The 19585-nt window shown below is 32.6% G+C and carries 20 protein-coding genes; 10 read left to right on the forward strand and 10 right to left on the reverse strand.

Annotated elements, in window-relative coordinates; all coding sequences use genetic code 11:
• The first annotated feature begins 94 nt into the window (after positions 1-94).
• Entirely contained in the window at positions 95-3439 is a 3345-nt protein-coding gene (locus QZ659_RS00200; protein WP_291720061.1) for a SpoIIE family protein phosphatase, read from the forward strand.
• Here the strand turns inward: QZ659_RS00200 and QZ659_RS00205 are convergent, their stop codons facing one another.
• From QZ659_RS00205 to QZ659_RS00235, 7 genes are all read right to left on the reverse strand, one after another.
• Positions 3440-3877 carry a type II toxin-antitoxin system VapC family toxin gene (locus QZ659_RS00205; protein WP_291720064.1) on the reverse strand — a complete coding sequence of 146 codons (438 nt, stop codon included), beginning with the start codon at positions 3875-3877 and terminating at the stop codon, positions 3440-3442.
• Positions 3874-4209 carry a hypothetical protein gene (locus QZ659_RS00210; protein WP_291720067.1) on the reverse strand — a complete coding sequence of 112 codons (336 nt, stop codon included), beginning with the start codon at positions 4207-4209 and terminating at the stop codon, positions 3874-3876. The genes QZ659_RS00205 and QZ659_RS00210 overlap by 4 nt, the downstream gene beginning before the upstream one ends.
• Positions 4210-4323: 114 nt before the next feature.
• Entirely contained in the window at positions 4324-4797 is a 474-nt protein-coding gene (locus QZ659_RS00215; RefSeq protein ID WP_366935834.1) for a glutathione peroxidase, read from the reverse strand.
• Positions 4798-5080: 283 nt separating this feature from the next.
• Positions 5081-5590 (reverse strand): DUF6691 family protein, encoded by a 510-nt coding sequence (locus QZ659_RS00220; RefSeq protein WP_291720073.1) that lies wholly within the window; start codon positions 5588-5590, stop codon positions 5081-5083.
• 55 nt (positions 5591-5645) lie between these two features.
• Positions 5646-6209: a YeeE/YedE family protein gene (locus tag QZ659_RS00225; protein ID WP_291720076.1), complete on the reverse strand. Its 564-nt coding sequence runs from the start codon at positions 6207-6209 to the stop codon at positions 5646-5648.
• A 126-nt stretch (positions 6210-6335) separates the two neighbouring features.
• Positions 6336-6608 (reverse strand): heavy-metal-associated domain-containing protein, encoded by a 273-nt coding sequence (locus QZ659_RS00230; protein WP_291720078.1) that lies wholly within the window; start codon positions 6606-6608, stop codon positions 6336-6338.
• A gap of 57 nt (positions 6609-6665) precedes the next feature.
• Complete coding sequence (locus QZ659_RS00235; protein ID WP_291720081.1) at positions 6666-8087, reverse strand: MBL fold metallo-hydrolase; 1422 nt, start codon at positions 8085-8087, stop codon at positions 6666-6668.
• A 231-nt stretch (positions 8088-8318) separates the two neighbouring features.
• Here QZ659_RS00235 and QZ659_RS00240 point away from each other — a divergent pair, with 231 nt between their 5' ends.
• A complete protein-coding gene (locus QZ659_RS00240; RefSeq protein ID WP_291720084.1) occupies positions 8319-10139 on the forward strand; it encodes a DUF262 domain-containing protein in 1821 nt (606 codons plus the stop codon).
• A gap of 72 nt (positions 10140-10211) precedes the next feature.
• Entirely contained in the window at positions 10212-11054 is an 843-nt protein-coding gene (locus QZ659_RS00245; RefSeq protein ID WP_291720088.1) for an Rpn family recombination-promoting nuclease/putative transposase, read from the forward strand.
• 7 nt (positions 11055-11061) lie between these two features.
• Here QZ659_RS00245 and QZ659_RS00250 read toward each other — a convergent pair whose 3' ends face one another.
• Together QZ659_RS00250 and QZ659_RS00255 are read right to left on the reverse strand one after the other, a co-directional pair.
• Positions 11062-11868, reverse strand: a complete 807-nt coding sequence (locus QZ659_RS00250) for a sulfite exporter TauE/SafE family protein (RefSeq protein ID WP_291720091.1) — start codon at positions 11866-11868, stop codon at positions 11062-11064.
• A 125-nt stretch (positions 11869-11993) separates the two neighbouring features.
• Positions 11994-12611: a Crp/Fnr family transcriptional regulator gene (locus QZ659_RS00255; protein ID WP_291720093.1), complete on the reverse strand. Its 618-nt coding sequence runs from the start codon at positions 12609-12611 to the stop codon at positions 11994-11996.
• A 419-nt stretch (positions 12612-13030) separates the two neighbouring features.
• Between QZ659_RS00255 and QZ659_RS00260 the strand changes: the two genes are divergently transcribed.
• Positions 13031-13381: a hypothetical protein gene (locus QZ659_RS00260; protein WP_291720096.1), complete on the forward strand. Its 351-nt coding sequence runs from the start codon at positions 13031-13033 to the stop codon at positions 13379-13381.
• A 58-nt stretch (positions 13382-13439) separates the two neighbouring features.
• On the opposite strand, the gene galE is transcribed toward QZ659_RS00260, so the two are convergent.
• On the reverse strand, positions 13440-14498 hold the full coding sequence (galE, locus tag QZ659_RS00265; protein ID WP_291720099.1) for a UDP-glucose 4-epimerase GalE: 1059 nt from the start codon (positions 14496-14498) through the stop codon (positions 13440-13442).
• A 192-nt stretch (positions 14499-14690) separates the two neighbouring features.
• Between galE and QZ659_RS00270 the strand changes: the two genes are divergently transcribed.
• From QZ659_RS00270 to QZ659_RS00295, 6 genes are all read left to right on the forward strand, one after another.
• Positions 14691-15044, forward strand: coding sequence for a MerC domain-containing protein (locus QZ659_RS00270; protein ID WP_291720331.1), 354 nt, complete (start codon positions 14691-14693; stop codon positions 15042-15044).
• 18 nt (positions 15045-15062) lie between these two features.
• Positions 15063-16271, forward strand: a complete 1209-nt coding sequence (locus tag QZ659_RS00275; RefSeq protein ID WP_291720101.1) for a GTP-binding protein — start codon at positions 15063-15065, stop codon at positions 16269-16271.
• Positions 16272-16332: 61 nt separating this feature from the next.
• Positions 16333-16929, forward strand: coding sequence for a DUF1826 domain-containing protein (locus QZ659_RS00280; RefSeq protein ID WP_291720103.1), 597 nt, complete (start codon positions 16333-16335; stop codon positions 16927-16929).
• A 19-nt stretch (positions 16930-16948) separates the two neighbouring features.
• Complete coding sequence (locus tag QZ659_RS00285; RefSeq protein ID WP_291720105.1) at positions 16949-17863, forward strand: NAD(P)/FAD-dependent oxidoreductase; 915 nt, start codon at positions 16949-16951, stop codon at positions 17861-17863.
• A gap of 168 nt (positions 17864-18031) precedes the next feature.
• Positions 18032-18763 (forward strand): helix-turn-helix domain-containing protein, encoded by a 732-nt coding sequence (locus QZ659_RS00290; protein ID WP_291720108.1) that lies wholly within the window; start codon positions 18032-18034, stop codon positions 18761-18763.
• Between the two features lie 54 nt (positions 18764-18817).
• Positions 18818-19552, forward strand: coding sequence for a transglutaminase-like domain-containing protein (locus QZ659_RS00295; protein ID WP_291720110.1), 735 nt, complete (start codon positions 18818-18820; stop codon positions 19550-19552).
• The last annotated feature ends 33 nt before the right edge of the window (positions 19553-19585 follow it).

The following is a 19585-nucleotide window of genomic DNA, read 5'->3' on the forward strand; positions in this document are numbered from 1 at the left end:
ATTTATTTTATTTTCACAAATTATGCATCTAAATATTTTTTGGTTTATAGTATTTTAGTATCTTGAAATCACTTCTATTCTTCCAACTTTACTTATGAAAAGCATTCAAAAATTATTTCTCTTACTGTTTCTATTATGTTGCTTTACTTCTCAAGTTTGTCTTGCACAATTTGAAATCAACGGAACGCCTTTTATTCAAAATTATGATAGAAAAACTTACAAAGATGGAAGTGTTATATGGACAGTTATACAAGACAAACAAGGAAAAATATATGCTGCTACACGAGATAACTTATTACAATATGATGGTGTCAGTTGGAAAAAACTCAAAACGTCTACTGCTGGAGGAGTTAGGGATATAGTTCTTGATGAAAAAGGAAATTTATATATTGCTGATGATTCAGATGTAGGTTATATGAGTGCTGATAAAAATGGAAAACTCACTTACCATTCTCTTTCTACTCTTCTACCAAAAGAACACCAAGATTTAACTTTTATTACTAGAGTAGATTATTTTGAAAACGAAGTTTACTTTGCTAGTGAAGACGTTTATTATAAGTTCAACCCTGCTGATAGTAGTTTTGTAGTAGATAAACAAAAAGGAGAAAACAAACTAAATCTATTTCAATTCGAAAATCGTCTTCTTCTAAACAAGTCAGACAAAGGCTTATTTGAAAAAATAGATGGAGAATGGATGAAAAAGTTAGACACAGGCTATTTGACTTCTGATAATATAAAAGGTTTCTTTCCACACAGAGAAAATCAATTACTTTTATTTGGAGCAGAAACTGGTGCATTCATATATGATGATGAAAAAGATAGCGTCTATCAATTTCAAACACCTGCTAACGACTGGATAGCAAAAAATTATTTATACACAGCTACTTATTTTAAAGACAAAGAGCAAAATTACTACTATGTTTTAGGTTCTTTTGATGATGGTATTTTGATAATAAATGTCAATGGAGAAGTAGTGCAGCACATCAATAAGAAAACAGGTTTGATTTCGAATGACATTGCTAAAGTATATGTAGATAGTCAGAATGCTATTTGGGCAGCCACTTATAAAGGGTTAGCCAAAATTTCTTTTGAGCTTCCCTTCACATTTTTTGACTTCAATCATAATGTTATTACTCGTGTCAATCAAACCTATAAAAATGAAGACAGTACAATTTATATTGCTGCCAACAACGGTTTATTTTTTCTAAAAAACAACAATTTTGAATTGGTCAACGGTTTTCCTCATACTCAATGTTGGGAAATTGTGCCTGTTACCACTTCTAAGTTTGTAGTAGCAAGTGGAAACCGTGGCTTTTTCTATGTTGCAGATAAAAAAGTTATTCAAAATGTAAATGGTGATTGGGCTACTATGGCAATAGGTCGCTCAAAAAAAGATAGTTCTATTTTTTATAATGGAAAATATCAAGGTTTTGAAGTTTTGCGCTATCAACAAAGTCAGGATAGATTTGTACGTTTGGGCGAAGTAAAAGCAATGGAAGAAGTTATTACTCGTAAAGTCATTGAGGACACATTTGGCTTTGTTTGGACACAAAACCCAACAAAAGGTTTTTATCAAATTCATATCACAGATTTTTCCAAAAAAAATATTGAAAATGCTAAAGTAATACTACAAACAAAAGGATTAGAAGAGATAGCAAATTGTAGAATGATAGAAGAGAATGGCAAAATTATTTTTCAATCAGCAGGAAAAGAATACAACTTTAATTATGAAAAACAAATTTTTGAGCCTTATTCAAAAAGTGATTTTATTTTGACTCAAAATCTCTTCATAGATTCTCAAAATAATCACTGGGATTTATCCAACAAAATTATTTATCCAAATGGCAATAAAAACAAATCTGACTCTACTACACTTTTAGCCATTGATGGACAAATTCAAACTATTTTAGAAGACAAAATCAATCAAAAAGTAGTGTATTGGATAGCAACCAGTGAAGGACTTGCACTTTATCAGCCTCAATTAAGTTATGGTAAGCCTTCAGAATTTTCTACTTTCATTAGAGAGATAAAACTTTCAAATTCAGATAGTATTATTTTCTATGGAGAAGGAAATCCAAATGAAATATTGGAAAAAAATAGCAGTTTTAAGTATGAGAATAATTCATTTGTATTTAGCTATGCAGCTCCAGCTTATTATCTTGAAAAAGAAACCCTGTTTCGTTTTAGATTGAAAGGTTATGAAAATGAATGGTCGGAGTGGACAAACCAAACACAAAAAGAATATACTAATTTAGACAAAGGAGATTATGTTTTTGAAGTGCAAGCAAAAAACTTTCTTAATCAAATTAGTACACCAGATTCATTCTCATTTTCCGTCAAACCTCCGTTTTATAAAACTGCTTTTGCTTACTTTGTCTATCTGCTTTTGGCAATTTTAATAGTTTATGGAATTGTGAGAGCCTATACATTGCGTTTGAAGCGTTCGAAGGAAAGATTAGAAGCTATCGTAAAAGAGCGTACACAAGAAGTCGTTCAAAAAAATACAGTGTTAGAAACTCAAAAAGAAGAAATTACTATTCAGTCAGAAAGTTTGAGACAGGTAAATGAGGAATTGAATATTACTGTAGAAATGGTAAATCAACAAAAAAATGAACTGCAAGAGCAAAATAGAAATATAAATTCTAGTATTACATACGCCAAGCGCATACAAGAAGCTATTTTACCCTTTAATAAAAGGATAGAAAATAGCTTGAACAAACAAGGCAAAAATGATTTTTTTGTATTGTACAAGCCTCGTGATGTAGTGAGTGGTGATTTTTACTTTTTTGAAGAAGTAGATAATAAAATTATATTCATTGTAGCTGACTGTACAGGACATGGCGTTCCAGGGGCTTTTATGTCTATGATAGGCACTCAGCTTCTAAATTCTATTGTAAAGGTCAATAATGTAACAGACCCAGCACAAATTTTGGAAGAGCTTCATAACGGTATTTTCGAAGCCTTAAAACAAGATGATTCTAAAAATGTAGATGGAATGGATGCTGTTGTGATTACTCTACATAGGCAAACAGACGATTCATTCTCGCACATAGAATATGCAGGAGCAATGAATCCTTTGTACTTTGTTCAAGAAGACAACAAAGAAGAGCTACAAGTTTTGAAAGCAGACAAACGCAGTATAGGAGGAGAACAAAAACGTAAAAAAATAGTTTTTACAAATCAAATGCTTTCTCTCTATGATGAGAATCAAAACTTTATCCCTACTACATTTTATTTATGTTCTGACGGACTTCAAGACCAATTTGGAGGACAAAAAGGTAGAAAATTAATGTTGAAAGGGCTAAGAAATTTGCTTTTAGAAGCAAGTCAAAAACCTATGAGCAAACAAAAAGATTTCTTAGAAAATAAGTTTGAAGAATGGAAGGGCAGAGAAAGGCAAATTGATGATATTTTGGTATTTGGATTAAGAATAGGATAACTAACTATTTTTCTCATTGAAATTATTGGTATCTAAAAATTCTTTTGGAGTTTGAACAAGCAATGAAGAACTAGAAAAGTCTTGTGGATTTCTAGTTATGATAACAGAAATAATAGTATTGTTTTCTGCACTAAAATTCTGTAAAGCATCTTCAAAATCTTTGAAATTAGAATTTAAGGCATCATCAACATTTTTTCCTGTCATGTCTGTAACTTTTATAAAAGTTGTAATTTGTTTTAAAATAGTTTTTACTCTCTCTTCATCAATTTTATAAGTGCGTTTGAGAATATACAAACTATTAACTAAAGAAAGAGGAGATATGAATAAGTTGATAGTTCCTTCTTCACCTAATTTCAATATTTTTTGTGCATTTTCAAAGAAGTCTTCTCTTTTTCCTATAACATCAATAAGAATGTTAGTATCTATAAATATGTTCATGATTTCTGTTGGTAATTTTCTATGATAGAAGCATCTCTCAACTCCTTGTAATCAGGAAGATTATTATCTTGGATAATACCTGAAATTTCATCAACTATTGACTTTTTTGGTTGTTCAGTATTTTCATTTATTGATTCTATTGAGTTTTGAGAAGGTAGAGGGGTAAACTCTTTATTTGAGTTTTTAGATATATAACCTGATTCAAGTTGCTTTATTTTATCTACTTGCTCTTCTTCTAATTTCTGTTTTACAGCTTCTTTGTATTCTTTAGGCAGATTTTGGACAAATTCTAAGACTTGTTCTAGCGTTAGACTTAATGTTATCGGTCTCATAATAATTTAACTTTTAGATTTGTTTTTCTAAAATAACGATTTAAAAACAATTTAAGGTTCATAAAAAAGGGAAAAGACAAATCTTCTCCCTAAAAGTTTCATTTTTATACCTTGTTATAATGTTTCTGCAATTTCCATCGGATTCATTCTTGAATTATAAAATTGAACTGTTTTTCCATCTTCACTCACTACATATTTACAAAAGTTCCAAGACGGTTCTTCACCTGCTTTTTCAGCCAACCATGTGTAAAGTGGCGCACGGTCGTCTCCAGTAACCGAAATTTTAGAGAACATATCAAAATCGGCATTGAACTTTGTAGAACAAAACTCTTTAATTTCTTTGTTTGAACCTGGTTCTTGTCCTCCGAAGTTATTGGCAGGAAAACCCAAAACAGCCACTTTATCGCTATACTTCTCCTTTACATTTTGTAAATCTTCATACTGAGGAGTAAAACCACATTTTGAAGCTACATTGACAATCATTAGCTTTTTGCCCTTGTATTTAGATAAATCGACATCGTTTCCATCAATATCTTTTACTTTAAATTCATAAACCGTTTCTGCTGAGGTGGGATTAGTAGTTGTCATATCCGATGCGTTTGATGTTTTAGGTGTATTATTGCAGCTTACTAAAAAAAAAATTAGAGAGCTTAAAACAAATAGATTAGAAAATAGAAGTTTCATTTCTGCAAAAATTAAGTGGAATAAATTAATTTGGTTTAGCTGATAAACGTTGGAATAGATTTTAATGTTTATTTATCAATAATAAGATTTAGAAATTATAACACAAAAAGACCATTTTTCGATAAGAAAAATGGTCTTACTTATTGGTATCTCTATACTAAAATACCAACAACAGCATTTAGTAAAATTAATGAGGCAATCGCTCTCTTAAAAGTCCATACGTCCAAGTTCCTGCTATGGCACTAAGAAGTGTAATCGCCACAACTGTTGCTCCTGTTCCAATCTGAGCAAACAAAGGACCAGGGCAAGCACCTGTCATAGCCCAACCTAAGCCAAAGATAAGTCCTCCAAAGATTTGACCTTTGTTGAAAACTTTATCTTTGAAAACAATTTTTTCACCAGAAAGTGTTTTGATATTAAATTTCTTAATAATAAAAACAGAAGTCATTCCTACTAGAATAGCTGTTCCTATTACACCATACATGTGGAAAGACTCTAAACGGAACATCTCCTGTATTCTGAACCAAGAAATTATTTCAGCTTTTACGAACACAATACCAAAGGCGATTCCTACAAAAAGATATTTGAAGTTATGATACCATTTCTCTTTAACTTCACTTTCATTAATACAAATAGAGTCTTTTCTACGATTGGTATCAGAAATAGATGCTTTGAAAGATACTGTTTGATTTTGCATAATATTTTTTATTTTATCAGTCAGAACAACAATCAGACTGGATATATTTTTAATTTTATAGAGAAAGAATAAGTGGTAATATCAAATTTGCCATAATAAAACCTCCTATCATAAAACAACACGTAGCTATAAGGGAGGGCAATTGAAGGTTAGATATTCCCATAATGGCGTGTCCACTCGTACAGCCTCCTGCATAGCGAGTACCAAATCCCACTAAAAAACCACCCACAACAATCAATAGAAATCCTTTGAGTGTAAAGAGACTATCCCAGTTTATAATATCTAAAGGAACGAGATTAGAATAATTTGTAATTCCATAATTGGCTAAATCTTTTTGTAGGTCTGCCGAAACTTGAACATCATTTGGATTAGTCAAAAAGTTGGCTGCCAACACTCCACCCAAAAGGATTCCGACAACAAAAAATAAATTCCAAATTTCCTTTTTCCAATCATACTGAAAAAATGGAATTTTGGCAGGAATACACATAGCACAAACGTGTCTTAATGAAGAGCTAATTCCAAAAGATTTGTTACCAATAATAAGAAGTGTAGGCACTGTTAGTCCTACTAAAATACCTGCTACATACCACGACCACGGTTGGGTTATAAATTCTATCATGATTTGATTCTGTTTTCACTAAGTGTAGTCAATAGACTACTGGGGATAAAAATTTTATTTTTAATTTCTTCCTAATTTTTTATTACAAAAGGTGGGCAATTTACTTTAGAAGCCTTGTTTACAGCCCTAATTTTCTTTACTCATTCTTCCGACAGCACAACTCACATAAGACTTTGCTTTATGCATAAAATCATTTTCTCCTTTTTCTGGATAGCCCAATTTTGAGAGCAAATTCACAAAAGTAGCACGCTCGGCAGATGTTTTGGCTTGAATAGTAATTGTTTCTGTTTCTTTGTCTATTTCTACCTGCTCTACTTCTTGATTTTTGAGTAAGGCTGTTTTAATAGAATTCATACAGCCTCCACATTTTATATTTTCTACTTGTATTTGAATATTCATAGCTGTTTTTTATGAAACCTATAAGGTCTTGGAGACCTTATAGGTTAGTTAGAGGTCTTATTTAGAAAGCGTCTTGCTTTGGCAGACAAAATTTGAAGTTGGAACGTCTGTATTTTTATCTATTTTAGAAAAACCTCCTTCAATTTCAGTGAAGTTTCTATATCCACGAGCTTGCAAAATACTAGCTGCAATCATAGAGCGATACCCACCTGCACAGTGCATAAAGAAATGCTCATCTGGATTGATGTCTCTTACCCAATCGTTGATAAAATCTAAAGGTTTGTTGTACGCTTCCTCTACATGCTGTGCTTCGTATTCGCTTTGCTTACGAACATCTACAACTTTGCTCTTTTCTTTATCAAAACGAGAAGCAAACTCCTCTGGAGAAATTCTATCTACTGTATCTACTTCTTTTCCTTCTGACTTCCAAGCTTCAAAACCTCCTTTGAGATACCCCAAGACGTTATCAAAACCAACACGACTAAGTCTGATAATTACTTCTTCTTCTCTGCCTTCATCTGCAACAAGCAAAATTGGCTGCTTTACATCACGAATCATTGCACCTACCCAAGGAGCAAATCCACCATCAATTCCGATATTGATAGACTGAGGAACAAATCCTTTATGGAACTCATTCGGATTACGAGTGTCTAAAATTAACGCTCCACTTTCTTCAGCAGCTACTTCAAATTCTTTTACACTCAAAGGCTGCTGACCTTTTTCCATGACATCATCAATGCTAGAGTAACCTTGTTTATTCATAGCGACATTCATTCCAAAATAAGCTGGAGGAGGTAAAAGTCCATCAGTAACTTCTTTGATAAACTCTTCTTCTGTCATATCTGCACGAAGGGCATAGTTTGTCTTTTTCTGCTCTCCAATAGTAGAAACAGTTTCTTTACTCATATTTTTACCACAAGCACTTCCTGCCCCGTGTGCAGGATAAACAATAACTTCATCTGGCAAAGTCATTATTTTGTCTCTCAAAGAGTGATATAACGTTGCTGCAAGTTGTTCTTGTGTCATACTAGCAGCTTTTTGAGCTAAATCTGGACGACCTACATCACCAATAAAAAGTGTATCGCCAGAGAAAATAGCGTGTTCTTTTCCATTTTCATCTAAAAGTAAGTAAGTAGTACTTTCCATTGTATGCCCTGGGGTATGAAGAGCTTTGATAGTAATTTTTCCTACCTTAAATTCTTGTCCGTCTTCTGCAATAATGGCTTCAAAACTAGGTTTTGCTGTTGCGCCATAAACGATAGGAGCATTTGCTTTTTTAGATAAATCTAAATGCCCAGAAACAAAATCGGCGTGAAAGTGTGTTTCGAAAACGTATTTTAATGTTACGTCATCTTTTTTAAGTCTTTCCAAATAGGGTTCTACTTCACGCAGTGGGTCAATAATGGCAGCCTCACCTTCAGAAGTGATATAATATGCTCCTTGTGCTAGACAGCCTGTATATATTTGTTCGATGTTCATAATGATATGATATTTAAATTTGAAAAGTGTTGAAAAATTTCTTCTAGGAATCTTTTGTTCCTTTAAGATACTACAAAATTAGTAGTTAGGTTGTTTGTGTACAGCTACTTTTGTTACAGAACAATTTTTTTAAGGGAATTTTAGGTTTTTTGTGGGAATTAAAAAATTACATTTGTTTTTACCCTTTTTATAATTACATTTATATTTCATAAAATATACGTTTTAAATAATATGGATAATTATAACTTAGATACTGGAAAAAAATATATTAAAGATATTTTTGCTCCTGATTGTTTTTATAATGTTCCTGAATACCAAAGACCATATGTTTGGGGGGAGGAACAAATTACAGCACTATTGGAGGATATTTCTAAAGCTCTTGATAGTGATAAAAAGAAGGAATACTTTCTTGGGTGTATGATATGGAATACCAAGATAAAACGAGATGATAATTTAGAGTATGTATGTCAAGATATATTGGATGGACAACAGAGATTCATAACTCTTTATCTTTTACAAGCAGTTATAAGAGACCTCTCTGAAAGTGAATCCCTAAGGAAGAAAGTGTCTGAGAGGATGCGACAAGAAAAAGATGAATTTGATGGCATACCAGAAAGGAACAGAATTGAATTTGAAATAAGAGATGATAGTAATTTTTTAAACGAGTTTGTCATAAGACCAGAAGGAACTTTGAATAAGTGTCGTCTAAGTGAGATAATAGCAGAGAAAGACAGTAGTTCTGTGAAAAATATGGCAAATGCTATTTTGTCGATGAAAAAATGGTGGAATTTTAAACTACAAGAGTTTGAAAGTCCTCAAAAATATATAAATGATTTTTATACTTTTCTATCTACGAAAGTTCTTGCTCTTTATTTAGCTACTCCAAATAATCTTGATGATGCTTATAATCTCTTTACAGTACTTAATAGCAGAGGGTTGCAACTACAAGTAAGTGATATTTTGAGAGCGCAAAACCTTAGAGAAGTCAAAGATCATACGTTGAGAAAAAGGTTAGCAAAGAAGTGGGGAGACTATGAAAACAGCATAGATCTACCTTACAAATCTTTTGATGATTTTTTGTGGGCTTTAGTATTTATAAAAATGAAGTATAGGAGTGATGACAATCAAAGTCTCACAAAAGGATTTAATTTTATGTACTCACGAAATTATTTAGAAAAAGGTGAAGGGACTTTCAATTATGTTGGTAAATACATAGATCATTTAGATAAGATAAGTAATGCTAACTTTCATCAAGTTTCGTATGAAAATTTTTTCTCAAATCTTGTTTTTATACTAAACACCACATTCGGAAATACATATTTTGCTCCTTTGATGCATTATAAAGAATGTTTTGGAGAGTATCGAATAGTCGATTTCTTGATAAAGCTAGATAATATTTGCTCAGCTTCTTGGCTTACTGGAAAAAGAAACTTACAGTCAAGGATTTTTATAATGTTAAGAAGAATGGATGATTTAAAATCTCGTTACTCTGACCCAAAAGCCTGCTGTGATGCATTTTTAGATAATGAAATTTTAGTGTATGACTATCAAGATGAGAAGGCTTCTACACAAATTGATTTACAAGAATTGTTTGATTTACTTGAGTCTGAACGCTGGGGTAGTTTTTCTGGTTCTAAAATCAATAAAACTCGTTATTTGCTTTTAAAAATCGACTTACTCTCTACTAATCTGAACACTAAACTATATTATAATAGAAACACATCTTCCGTTGAACATTTAATTCCTCAAAAAATTAATTACTTAGATTGGAATATCACAGAAGAAGAACATAGAACATGGATACATCGTTTAGGAAATATAGTTTTAGTAGATAGGAAGAAAAATGCCTCTCTAAGTAACAATAAATATCCTATAAAAAAGCAGAAGTACAAAGGGTCTATTGAAAATAGAGCAAATACTAATTATATTTTTATGACATACTCTCATTGGAATCTAAATACATTAAAAGAAAATCACGAGAGAGTAGTTAAAATGTTAAAAAAATATTACTTGGGAAACAGTTTAGAGACATTGAAACAGTTTCAAAAATAAGTCTCTGTTATTTGAAGAAGTTAGTTACTGCCAATAAAGTATAATCTTTCATCAGTATCAAAAAACCAAAGCATGAACAAAAAACTAATCCGTTTTGACTGGGCAATGAAAAAATTGCTTCGTCACAAAGCCAATTTTGGTATTCTAGAAGGCTTTTTATCTGAACTTCTGCGTTTTGATGTTTCGATAGAAAGTATTTTAGAAAGTGAAGGCAATAAACAAGATGAGTACGATAAATACAACCGAGTAGATATTTTGGTAAAGTCTGATAAAAATGAGTTGATGTTAGTAGAAGTCCAAAACGATTCAGAGGTAGATTATTTTCATCGTATGTTATATGGTGTTTCAAAATTGGTAACTGAATACATCAAAGAAGGCGAACCTTACGGAACAATAAAAAAAATATATTCTATCAATATCGTGTATTTTGGTTTAGGGCAAGGAAAAGATTACGTCTATGAGTATAAAGGCGAGTTTGTAGGAATACACGAAAACGATATTTTACTTCCTACTACGATGCAAGTTCAAAATTATGATGTGGCTAAAGTATCAGATATTTTTCCAAAATATTATATTTTGAAAGTCAATAATTTTGACGATGTAGCCAAAAATACGCTTGATGAATGGGTGTATTTTCTTAAAAATAGCGAAGTAAAAGAATCTTTCAAGGCTAAAGGATTAGACAAAGCTAAAGAAAAATTACAGTACGAAGTTCTTACTCAAGAAGAGAAGAAAATGTATGACCGTTTTCAAGAAAATAGGCGTATTGAAAACAGCATAATCTACACAGCCAAACAAGAAGAGCAAAGAAGAATTGCAAGAAGTTTGTTTGAAACGCCTCTCTCTAATCAAGATATCGCCAAACATACAGGCTTAACACTTGAACAAATAGAGCAGTTGCGAAATGAACCATAATAAGCAATCAAAAAACCAACTCCTTCAATAAAATATAACTTCCCATGAGCAGTACAAACCATCCAAAGAGAGGTTTGAGTTTTGCTCCGTCTATATTTTTGGCAAGTCGCATTCCTATAAAAATGCCTATAATTGCCATAGCTGAAAGTCCTAAAAGTAGCGTCCAGTCAGTTTGAATATGGCTTTGTGAAACTAAGAAACCAAATAGTGAATTTAGAGTGATTATAGTAAGCGATGTTCCGATGGCTTCCTTCATTTCCAAACCTAGAAGAAAAACCAAAGCAGGAATAATGATAAATCCACCTCCTGCACCCACTAAGCCTGTTATCATTCCTACAAAAAGTCCTTGGAGTATTATCAAAACATATTCTTTAGTGCTTTGAGAAGTTTGCTTTTTAACCGTTTCTTTAGGCTTATTTTTAGAAGTAATCATTTTATAAGAAGCAAGTATCATCAAGACAGCAAAAAGAGCCATCAAGAAAACACCTTTGGTAAGTGTAAAACTACCTACACTAAAAATTTCTTCTGGAATGGTAGGAATAAGATAATTTCGTGTCAAAAACACCGAAAAAATAGACGGAATACCAAAAAGCAGAGCCGTTTTGAGCTTAACCAAACCTTGCTTGAAATAATTAAAAGCTCCTACACTACTTGTCAGTCCGACAATAAAAAGTGAATATGCCGTTGCTACTACTGGCTCAATGGCAAATAAATACACCAACACAGGAACAGTTAGGATACTTCCTCCTCCTCCAATAAGTCCAAGAGAAAGTCCAATCAAGATAGCAGCCAAATAACCTAAAATTTCCACCATAATTTTTATAGAAAATGAGTTGATACAACCGTCGTTGAGGCTAAAAATACAACTATCAACGAGGATTTAGATATGTTTTTTTCTACAAAAATGAAGATTTTCAAGAGCTTTATCAGCTACTTTTGTTACAGAAGTTTGATTTTGTTTCTCCCTAGTTCTACTGTTCCGTTGTTTTCTAATTGTTTTAAAAGCCTAGAAACAACTACTCTTGCTGTGGCGAGTTCGTTGGCAAGCTGTTCATGAGTGATAGAAATAGTTTTTGAACCTATTAGCTTGGCTTTTTTCTGTAAAAGATGTAAGAGACGTTCATCTACTTTTTTAAAAGCCATAGCATTAACGACATCTAAAAGTTCTTCAAAACGCTTGTGATAAAGTCTAAAAATATAATTTAGCCATTCAGGATATTCTTTTATAAAAAGCATTACCTTATCAATAGGAAGAAAAAGAATTTCGGCATCCTCTTCTATCTCTGCCCTAACTTTACTTTTTTCATTGTGCATTCCTCCTAAAAAGGACATAATACAACTCTCTCCTGCTTTGATGTAATAGAGTAAAATTTCCCTTCCATCCTCTTCTGTTCGAATAACACGAATACTTCCCTTTGACACTATGGGAATGGAACGGATAGAAGATTCTTCTTCTAAAATAGTATCTCCTTTTTCATAGTTTTTGATAATACTGTTGTCATATAGTTTTTGGGTAAGTTCTGGAGAGGTTTCAAATTCAGTTGTTGAATAAGGCATAGAAGTAAATGTGATTAAGTGTGGTGGATAAAAACTTTGCATTTAAAGATAACACATGATATAGTGATAAGTTATTAGATTTGACAGTATAGCTAATAAAGATTATTACAATTTTTTATGGGTCTGATGGTTAGTTATTTAGTAAAAATCAAATTGTGTCTATTTCTATATAGCGATAGGCTTTTCAATAAAACAGTATTCTTCAAAAAATAATTTTGACAGATTAATATTTTGCAAAAACAACAAATAACAAAACAAAACACTAAAAATCAAAAAACAATCAAAATATAAACTTACAAAGGTTTTATATAATTAAAGACTGAAATTACTAATAATTCTTAAAATTTGCACGTTGTTTGTCAATGCCTTGATGTGCTTAATTACTAAATCATATTACTATACTCTAAATTTATTCTATTATGAAATTTTTATTTTCTTCTCTGTGTGCGATGATGCTGATGTTCGTTCTGCAATCTAATGCAGCAGCACAAAAATACTTTACTTACGATGGAGATGTTTTCTCTGTTCAACTCAAAACGAATACTGCCAATACGCAAGTAATGGAAGTGTATTTCTCTAGCAATGGAGAATGGCACAAATTTGATATTATCGATTTTCACAACTTAGAAGATACTGGAGAGGGAGGTTTTCTCTACACTGTAAAAGACGGAAAAGGTGATATCTATGATGTAGATTATTATCGTAATGATGATTATATTATCGTTTATGCGAGCGACCACTCTACACAATGGAGACTTCATCGTAGATAAACTACAACTAACAAAAAATATTACAAAAATACCTATCAGACTTCTGATAGGTATTTTTTTATACGTTTCTTTCTTGCCACTTCCACGCTGAAGACATCATTTCCTCAATGCCATATTTTGGAATCCAACCCAAAACAGTTTTTGCTTTCTGATTGTCTGCATAAATTTCTACAACATCTCCTTCTCTGCGTTCTCCCAGTTCATAATTTAGTTTCTGATGACTAACTTTTTCAAAGGCTTTTATAGCTTCCAAGACGGTTACTCCATTGCCTGTTCCTAAGTTAAAAATTTCTATTTGTTCAGCTGTTTCTTTATTTTTAACTAAATAATCAATTGCCAAACGGTGTGCCTCTGCAATATCTGAAACGTGAATATAATCCCGAATACAAGAGCCATCACGAGTATCGTAATCGCTTCCATGAACATGCATTTTGTCTCGCTTTCCTGCTGCCGTAAGTGTTATGATTGGAACAAGTGAAGTGGGTGGATTTTTAGGGTCTTCTCCAATTTGTGCCGAAACATGAGCTCCTACTGGATTGAAATAACGAAGCAAAACAAATTTTTGATGTTCAGATGTTTTGGCAAAATCAATTATCATTCGCTCACCTACTTGCTTGGTATAAGCATACGGAGATTCTGCTACACCAAAAGGCGTATTTTCAGAAACAGGAAGTTCTTTTGCATTCCCATACACAGAGCAAGAAGAAGAAAAAATAAAGTTTTTCACCTTATATTCTTTACTCAATTTCAAAATATTGAGAAGTGAGTTGAGGTTGTTTTGGTAATAAAAAACTGGGTCAGCTACCGAATCTGGAACAGACTTTAAAGCAGCAAAATGAATAATTCCTATCAGTTCTGAATCCTTACTTTCAGTTTCAAAAATCTTTTTTGTCTTTTCATAATCACACAAATCTGTATCATAATTTTTGACTTCTCTACCTGTTAGTTTCTTAATATTTTCAACCACAGATGCAGAAGAGTTGAGGTAACTATCAATAGAAACAACTACATAATCTTCGTCATAGCCATTTTTTCTAGTGTAGTTTTCTAGACATTCCACAACAGTATGCGAACCAATGTAGCCACACCCTCCAGTAATAATTATTTTTTTTTGCATAGTTTTTTAAGCTAGATAGCTAATTATTTTTTGTAAAGATAATTTTTTTGATTGAAAATTCATTTTTGCAACTCTGTTGCATTTAACTTAAAAATACTTATATTTGCAACATTGTTGCATTTAAAAAAATAATTTCAAATTTATCAGCTTATCAAACCTTTACTAAATTCTAAAAAAGCAGACTATCTTGGTATTTTGGCAAGCCTTGCCTGTGCCTTACATTGCGCCCTAACGCCTTTTTTGCTTGTTTCCTCAACGTGGCTTGCACTAGGTAATGAGCAGCCTATTTGGTACTGGTCTGTTATAGATATTATCTTCTTAGTTCTCTCTTTTTTTGCTATCAGACACGCTACCTTTCACAGCCAAAAGCAATGGGCTAAGTACGCTTTTTGGATGGTATGGGGAATTCTGATGATTTCTATCGTCCAAGAAAAGTTTGAGTTAGAATTATGGGGCGAACTACCGATGTATTTTTCCACAGTCTTTTTAGTGGTTTTGCACAGTTATAATTTATGGCACAGAAAAAATACTTGTCAAGAGTGCTAATTTTTAATCAAAAAATATATGAAAACAGTAGATAAAAAACTTCCAGTAACAGTACTAAGTGGCTTCTTAGGAGCAGGAAAAACAACACTTCTCAATCATGTTTTGAACAACAAAGAAGGCTTAAAAGTAGCTGTAATTGTCAATGATATGAGTGAGGTTAATGTAGATGCGAGGCTTGTCAAAGACCAAAACACACTTAGCCGAACAGAAGAAAAATTAGTAGAGATGTCAAACGGTTGTATCTGCTGTACGCTTCGTGAAGACTTAATGGTAGAAGTAGAACGCCTAGCAAAAGAAGACCGTTTTGATTATTTGCTCATCGAAAGTACAGGAATTAGTGAGCCGATTCCAGTAGCACAGACATTTACGTTTAAAGACGAGGAAAATAACATCGACTTGAGTCGTTTTTCTCGCTTAGATACAATGGTAACCGTTGTAGATGCCTATAATTTTTGGAAAGACTTCGGCAGCAAAGACACCGTTTATAGCCAAGAACTCAACGACGACCAACAAGACCAGCGCACTATCGTAAATCTTCTTACTGAGCAAGTAGAATTTGCAGACGTGATTTTACTTAACAAAACTGATTTAGTAAGTAAAGAAGAAGCAGGTTCTTTAAAGCAAATCCTTCAAAAGCTCAATTCACAGGCTAAAATTATCGAAACAAGTTTTGGAAAGATAGACCTCAAGAATATTTTGAATACAGGTTCTTTTGATTTTGAAAAAGCCTCACAGTCGGCAGGTTGGATAGCCGAACTCCAAAACAAGCACACTCCAGAGACGGAAGAATATGGTATTTCTTCCTTTGTTTTTAGAAGTCAAAAACCTTTTCATCCAAAGCGTTTTTGGGAATATATTGCAGGACAATTCCACTCTACTATCGTTCGCAGCAAAGGACTTTTTTGGTTGGCTTCTCGTCCAGATAGTGCCATTAATTGGTCACAAGCAGGAGGAAGCCTAAGAGCCGAACCAGCAGGTGTTTGGTGGGCAAGCATGCCTTACGAGCAGCGTATTATGTACCCTTCTTTTGTAGAATATAGAGAAGAAATTGAAAGCCGTTGGACAAAGCAGTTTGGAGATAGGCAAAACGAAATCGTTTGGATAGGACAAGATATGGATAAAGAGCTTATCCAAAAAGAGCTAGAAAATTGCCTTTGTACAGATAGAGAAATCAAGGCAATGGAAAACGGATTTTTGTTTGAAGACCCATTTCCAAAGTGGCAGTAAAAGTATCCAAACCCTAAGGGTCTTCAAGCCCCTTAGGGTTTTTATAAAAACATCTAAACTTATGATTACCTTAGAAAATACTAGCGTCCTAAAATCAACTACCCCTTCCGTTTTTAAAGAAATTGAAAAGTATAGTGCCGTAATTTGGCAACATGAGCCTTCTGTTTTTGTAAAAGAAGAAGTTAATCAGTTATTGAATCAAGAGAGTTTTTCAAAAATTGATGTCAAAGGAGATGCTCAAAGCGTACTGATTTATCTTGCACAACATTTACCTTTTTCTCATTTGAGAGAACACATTGAGTTACTTGTTGAGAATTTTGTAAATCAGATAAAAAATAAAAAACTACGTCTTATTCTTTCAATAGTAAATAATGATATGTGCCGAAAGTTTCATACTGACATCATTGATTATCGTTTAGTTTGTACGTATTTTGGAGAAGCAACAATGTTCATCTTGCCAGAAAATGAGAAATTATTAGACACTCCAAAGGAAAAAATTGAACAACTTGAAATCGGTGATGCCATGCTTTTCAAAGGTGCTTTATCGTCTTCAAAAGAAATTCCTGCACTTCTACATAAATCTCCTGCTATTTCTAAAAAAGAAACGAAAAGATTATTTTTAAGGCTAGACACTCTCAATTTTGGATTAGATATTTAAAAAAACAACTTTAAACTTTATGAAAAATAAAAACAATTTTGATGTAATTATTGTAGGAGGAAGCTATGCAGGACTCTCGGCAGCTATGGCTTTAGGACGTGCCTTAAGAAAGGTTCTGATTATCGATAGTGGACTTCCTTGCAATCGTTACACGCCACATTCGCATAATTTCATTACACAAGATGGAGAAAAACCACATAAAATTGCCGAAAAAGCCCTTGACCAAGTTTTAAAATATGATACAGTCACAATAAAAAAAGTCCTTGCTACTACTGGAAAGAAAACTAAAAATGGCTTTGTCATAGAAACAGAAAAAGGAGAAGATTTTGAAGCTAAAAAACTCATTTTTGCCACAGGAGTAAAAGATATTCTGCCAAAATTAGAGGGTTTTGAAGAGTGTTGGGGAAATACGATTATTCATTGCCCATACTGCCACGGTTACGAAGTCAAAAATGAAAAAACGGGTATTTTAGCTAACGGAGAAATAGCTTTTCACTATGCTCGTCTTATCCGAAACTGGACAAAAGACCTTACCATTTTTACCAATGGAAAACCCTCTTTTTCAGAAGAACAACATACAAAATTAGTTAGGCACAACATTTCTGTAATTGAAAAAGAAGTTACCTCCTTCAACCACAAAAACGGACAGTTGGAACAAATCATTTTTAAAGATAATTCTATGACTGAAATCAAAGCTATCTATACAAGTCCTCCTTTTGAGCAACATTGTAAAATCCCCGAAACTCTAGGTTGTGAACTAACTGAACAAGGACACTTAAAAGTAAATGAATTTTGTCAAACGAATATACCTAATATTTTTGCTTGTGGTGATGCTACTACACCTTTTCGTTCGGTAGCTTTTGCTGTTTCGGCTGGAAATATTGCTGGTGCAATGCTCAATCATCAACTTGTGGAAAAAGAATTTGAATTATAAAACTATCAAGATACTTTTTGTTGGTAAAACAGAGGCAATTTGTCAAGCAATTTAGTAATACCAAACTTAGCCTATCAAAATTTAAAAAGACATATTTAGATATTATTCAACTTCACAATAAAATATGGTCTGTCTTTTAGACAGTAAAATAAGTTATATTCTTCAGTTATGAATAACAAAATACATATTAATGATAATTTCGGATGGTTTATTGGAAACTTTGAAAATAATCAATCTCATAAACATTATGCTATTCAATTATGTATTCCTTTAGAAAATAAAATTTCTATAAAAACAAATACACAAGTTATTGAAACAGACCTACCTATCTTGATTCAATCTAATATAAATCATCAAGTTATTTCTAATGCTAAATTTTTCCTACTTCTCCTAAACCCAGCTTCTACCCTAGGTCATTTTTGGAAAAATTTATTCAGTGAAGACATAAAACAAATTAACTCTCCTGCTACTACCGAACTAAAAAGAGCTTTAGTGTCCAAGTCTTTCTCATCAGAAAAAATTAATTCTATTATAAACAAGTACGATTGTTTTTGTGATTATGCCATTCATAAAGAAGATAAAAGAATAAATATGTCATTAGCTTTTTTGAGTAAAAATTCTGCCCAAGTAGTTTCTCTTGAAGAAATAGCCGATTATTGTGCCTTGTCAAAGAGTCGTTTTCTTCATTTGTTTAAAGAGCAAACAGGCATTACATTTCGACGAGCACAATTATGGCTTAAAGTAAGGCAAGCCATATTACTTTTTGGGAAAAAGCCTTTGACAGAAATAGCCCATGAAGTTGGCTTTTCAGATAGTGGACACTTGAGCCGAACGGTCAAAGAAAATTTTGGGTTTAGCCCTCGTGATTTTATAAAACTTAGCCAGTTTATTCAAGTTTGAGGCTTTAAATAATCAGAACTTTGTTTCATTATTCAACCTAAAATTTATTTGAAAATGGAACTACAGCTAGAAAAATCATTAGAGTTTAAAGGTTACCTCAAAAGTACTCCTATTTTAGACTTCGGTAATACGAGTATTCAGTTACTCATAAAAAATAGAGGATGGAACAAAATGGCAGACTCTGATAAAATAGAAAAAATATACAATTATGTTAGAGATGAAATTAAATTTGGCTACAATACTGACGATAACATACCAGCATCTCAAGTTATTAGTGATGGTTACGGACAATGCAACACAAAAGCAAATCTTTTTATGGCTCTGTTAAGGGCAGTAAATATTCCTAACCGAATGCACGGTTTTACTATTTATAAAGCATTGCAAAAAGGAGCAGTAACAGGAGTTTGGTACAAACTTGCTCCGAAAAACATTTTACACAGTTGGGTGGAAGTTTTTTTTGACGGAAAGTGGTATAATTTAGAAGGACTAATTCTTGACAAACCCTATTTGGAAGCATTACAAAATAAATTTTCTGATTGCAAAACTACCTTTTGTGGATATGGAGCTTACACAGATAATTTTGCACAGCCACAAATAGAATGGAAAAAAAACCATACTTACATCCAAGAAAAGGGAATCAATCAAGATTTTGGCTTATTTGACACACCAGACGAGTTTTATAGCAAACATCAACAGAAATTAAGTCTTCTTAAAAAGTTTGTTTACCAAAACTACGTGCGACACTTGATGAATAAAAATGTAGAAAAAATAAGAATGGGTAAAGGATAAAATATTAGAGTACTAGACATGAAATAAAAAGTT

This window comes from Bernardetia sp., from assembly GCF_020630935.1.
GTDB lineage: Bacteria > Bacteroidota > Bacteroidia > Cytophagales > Bernardetiaceae > Bernardetia.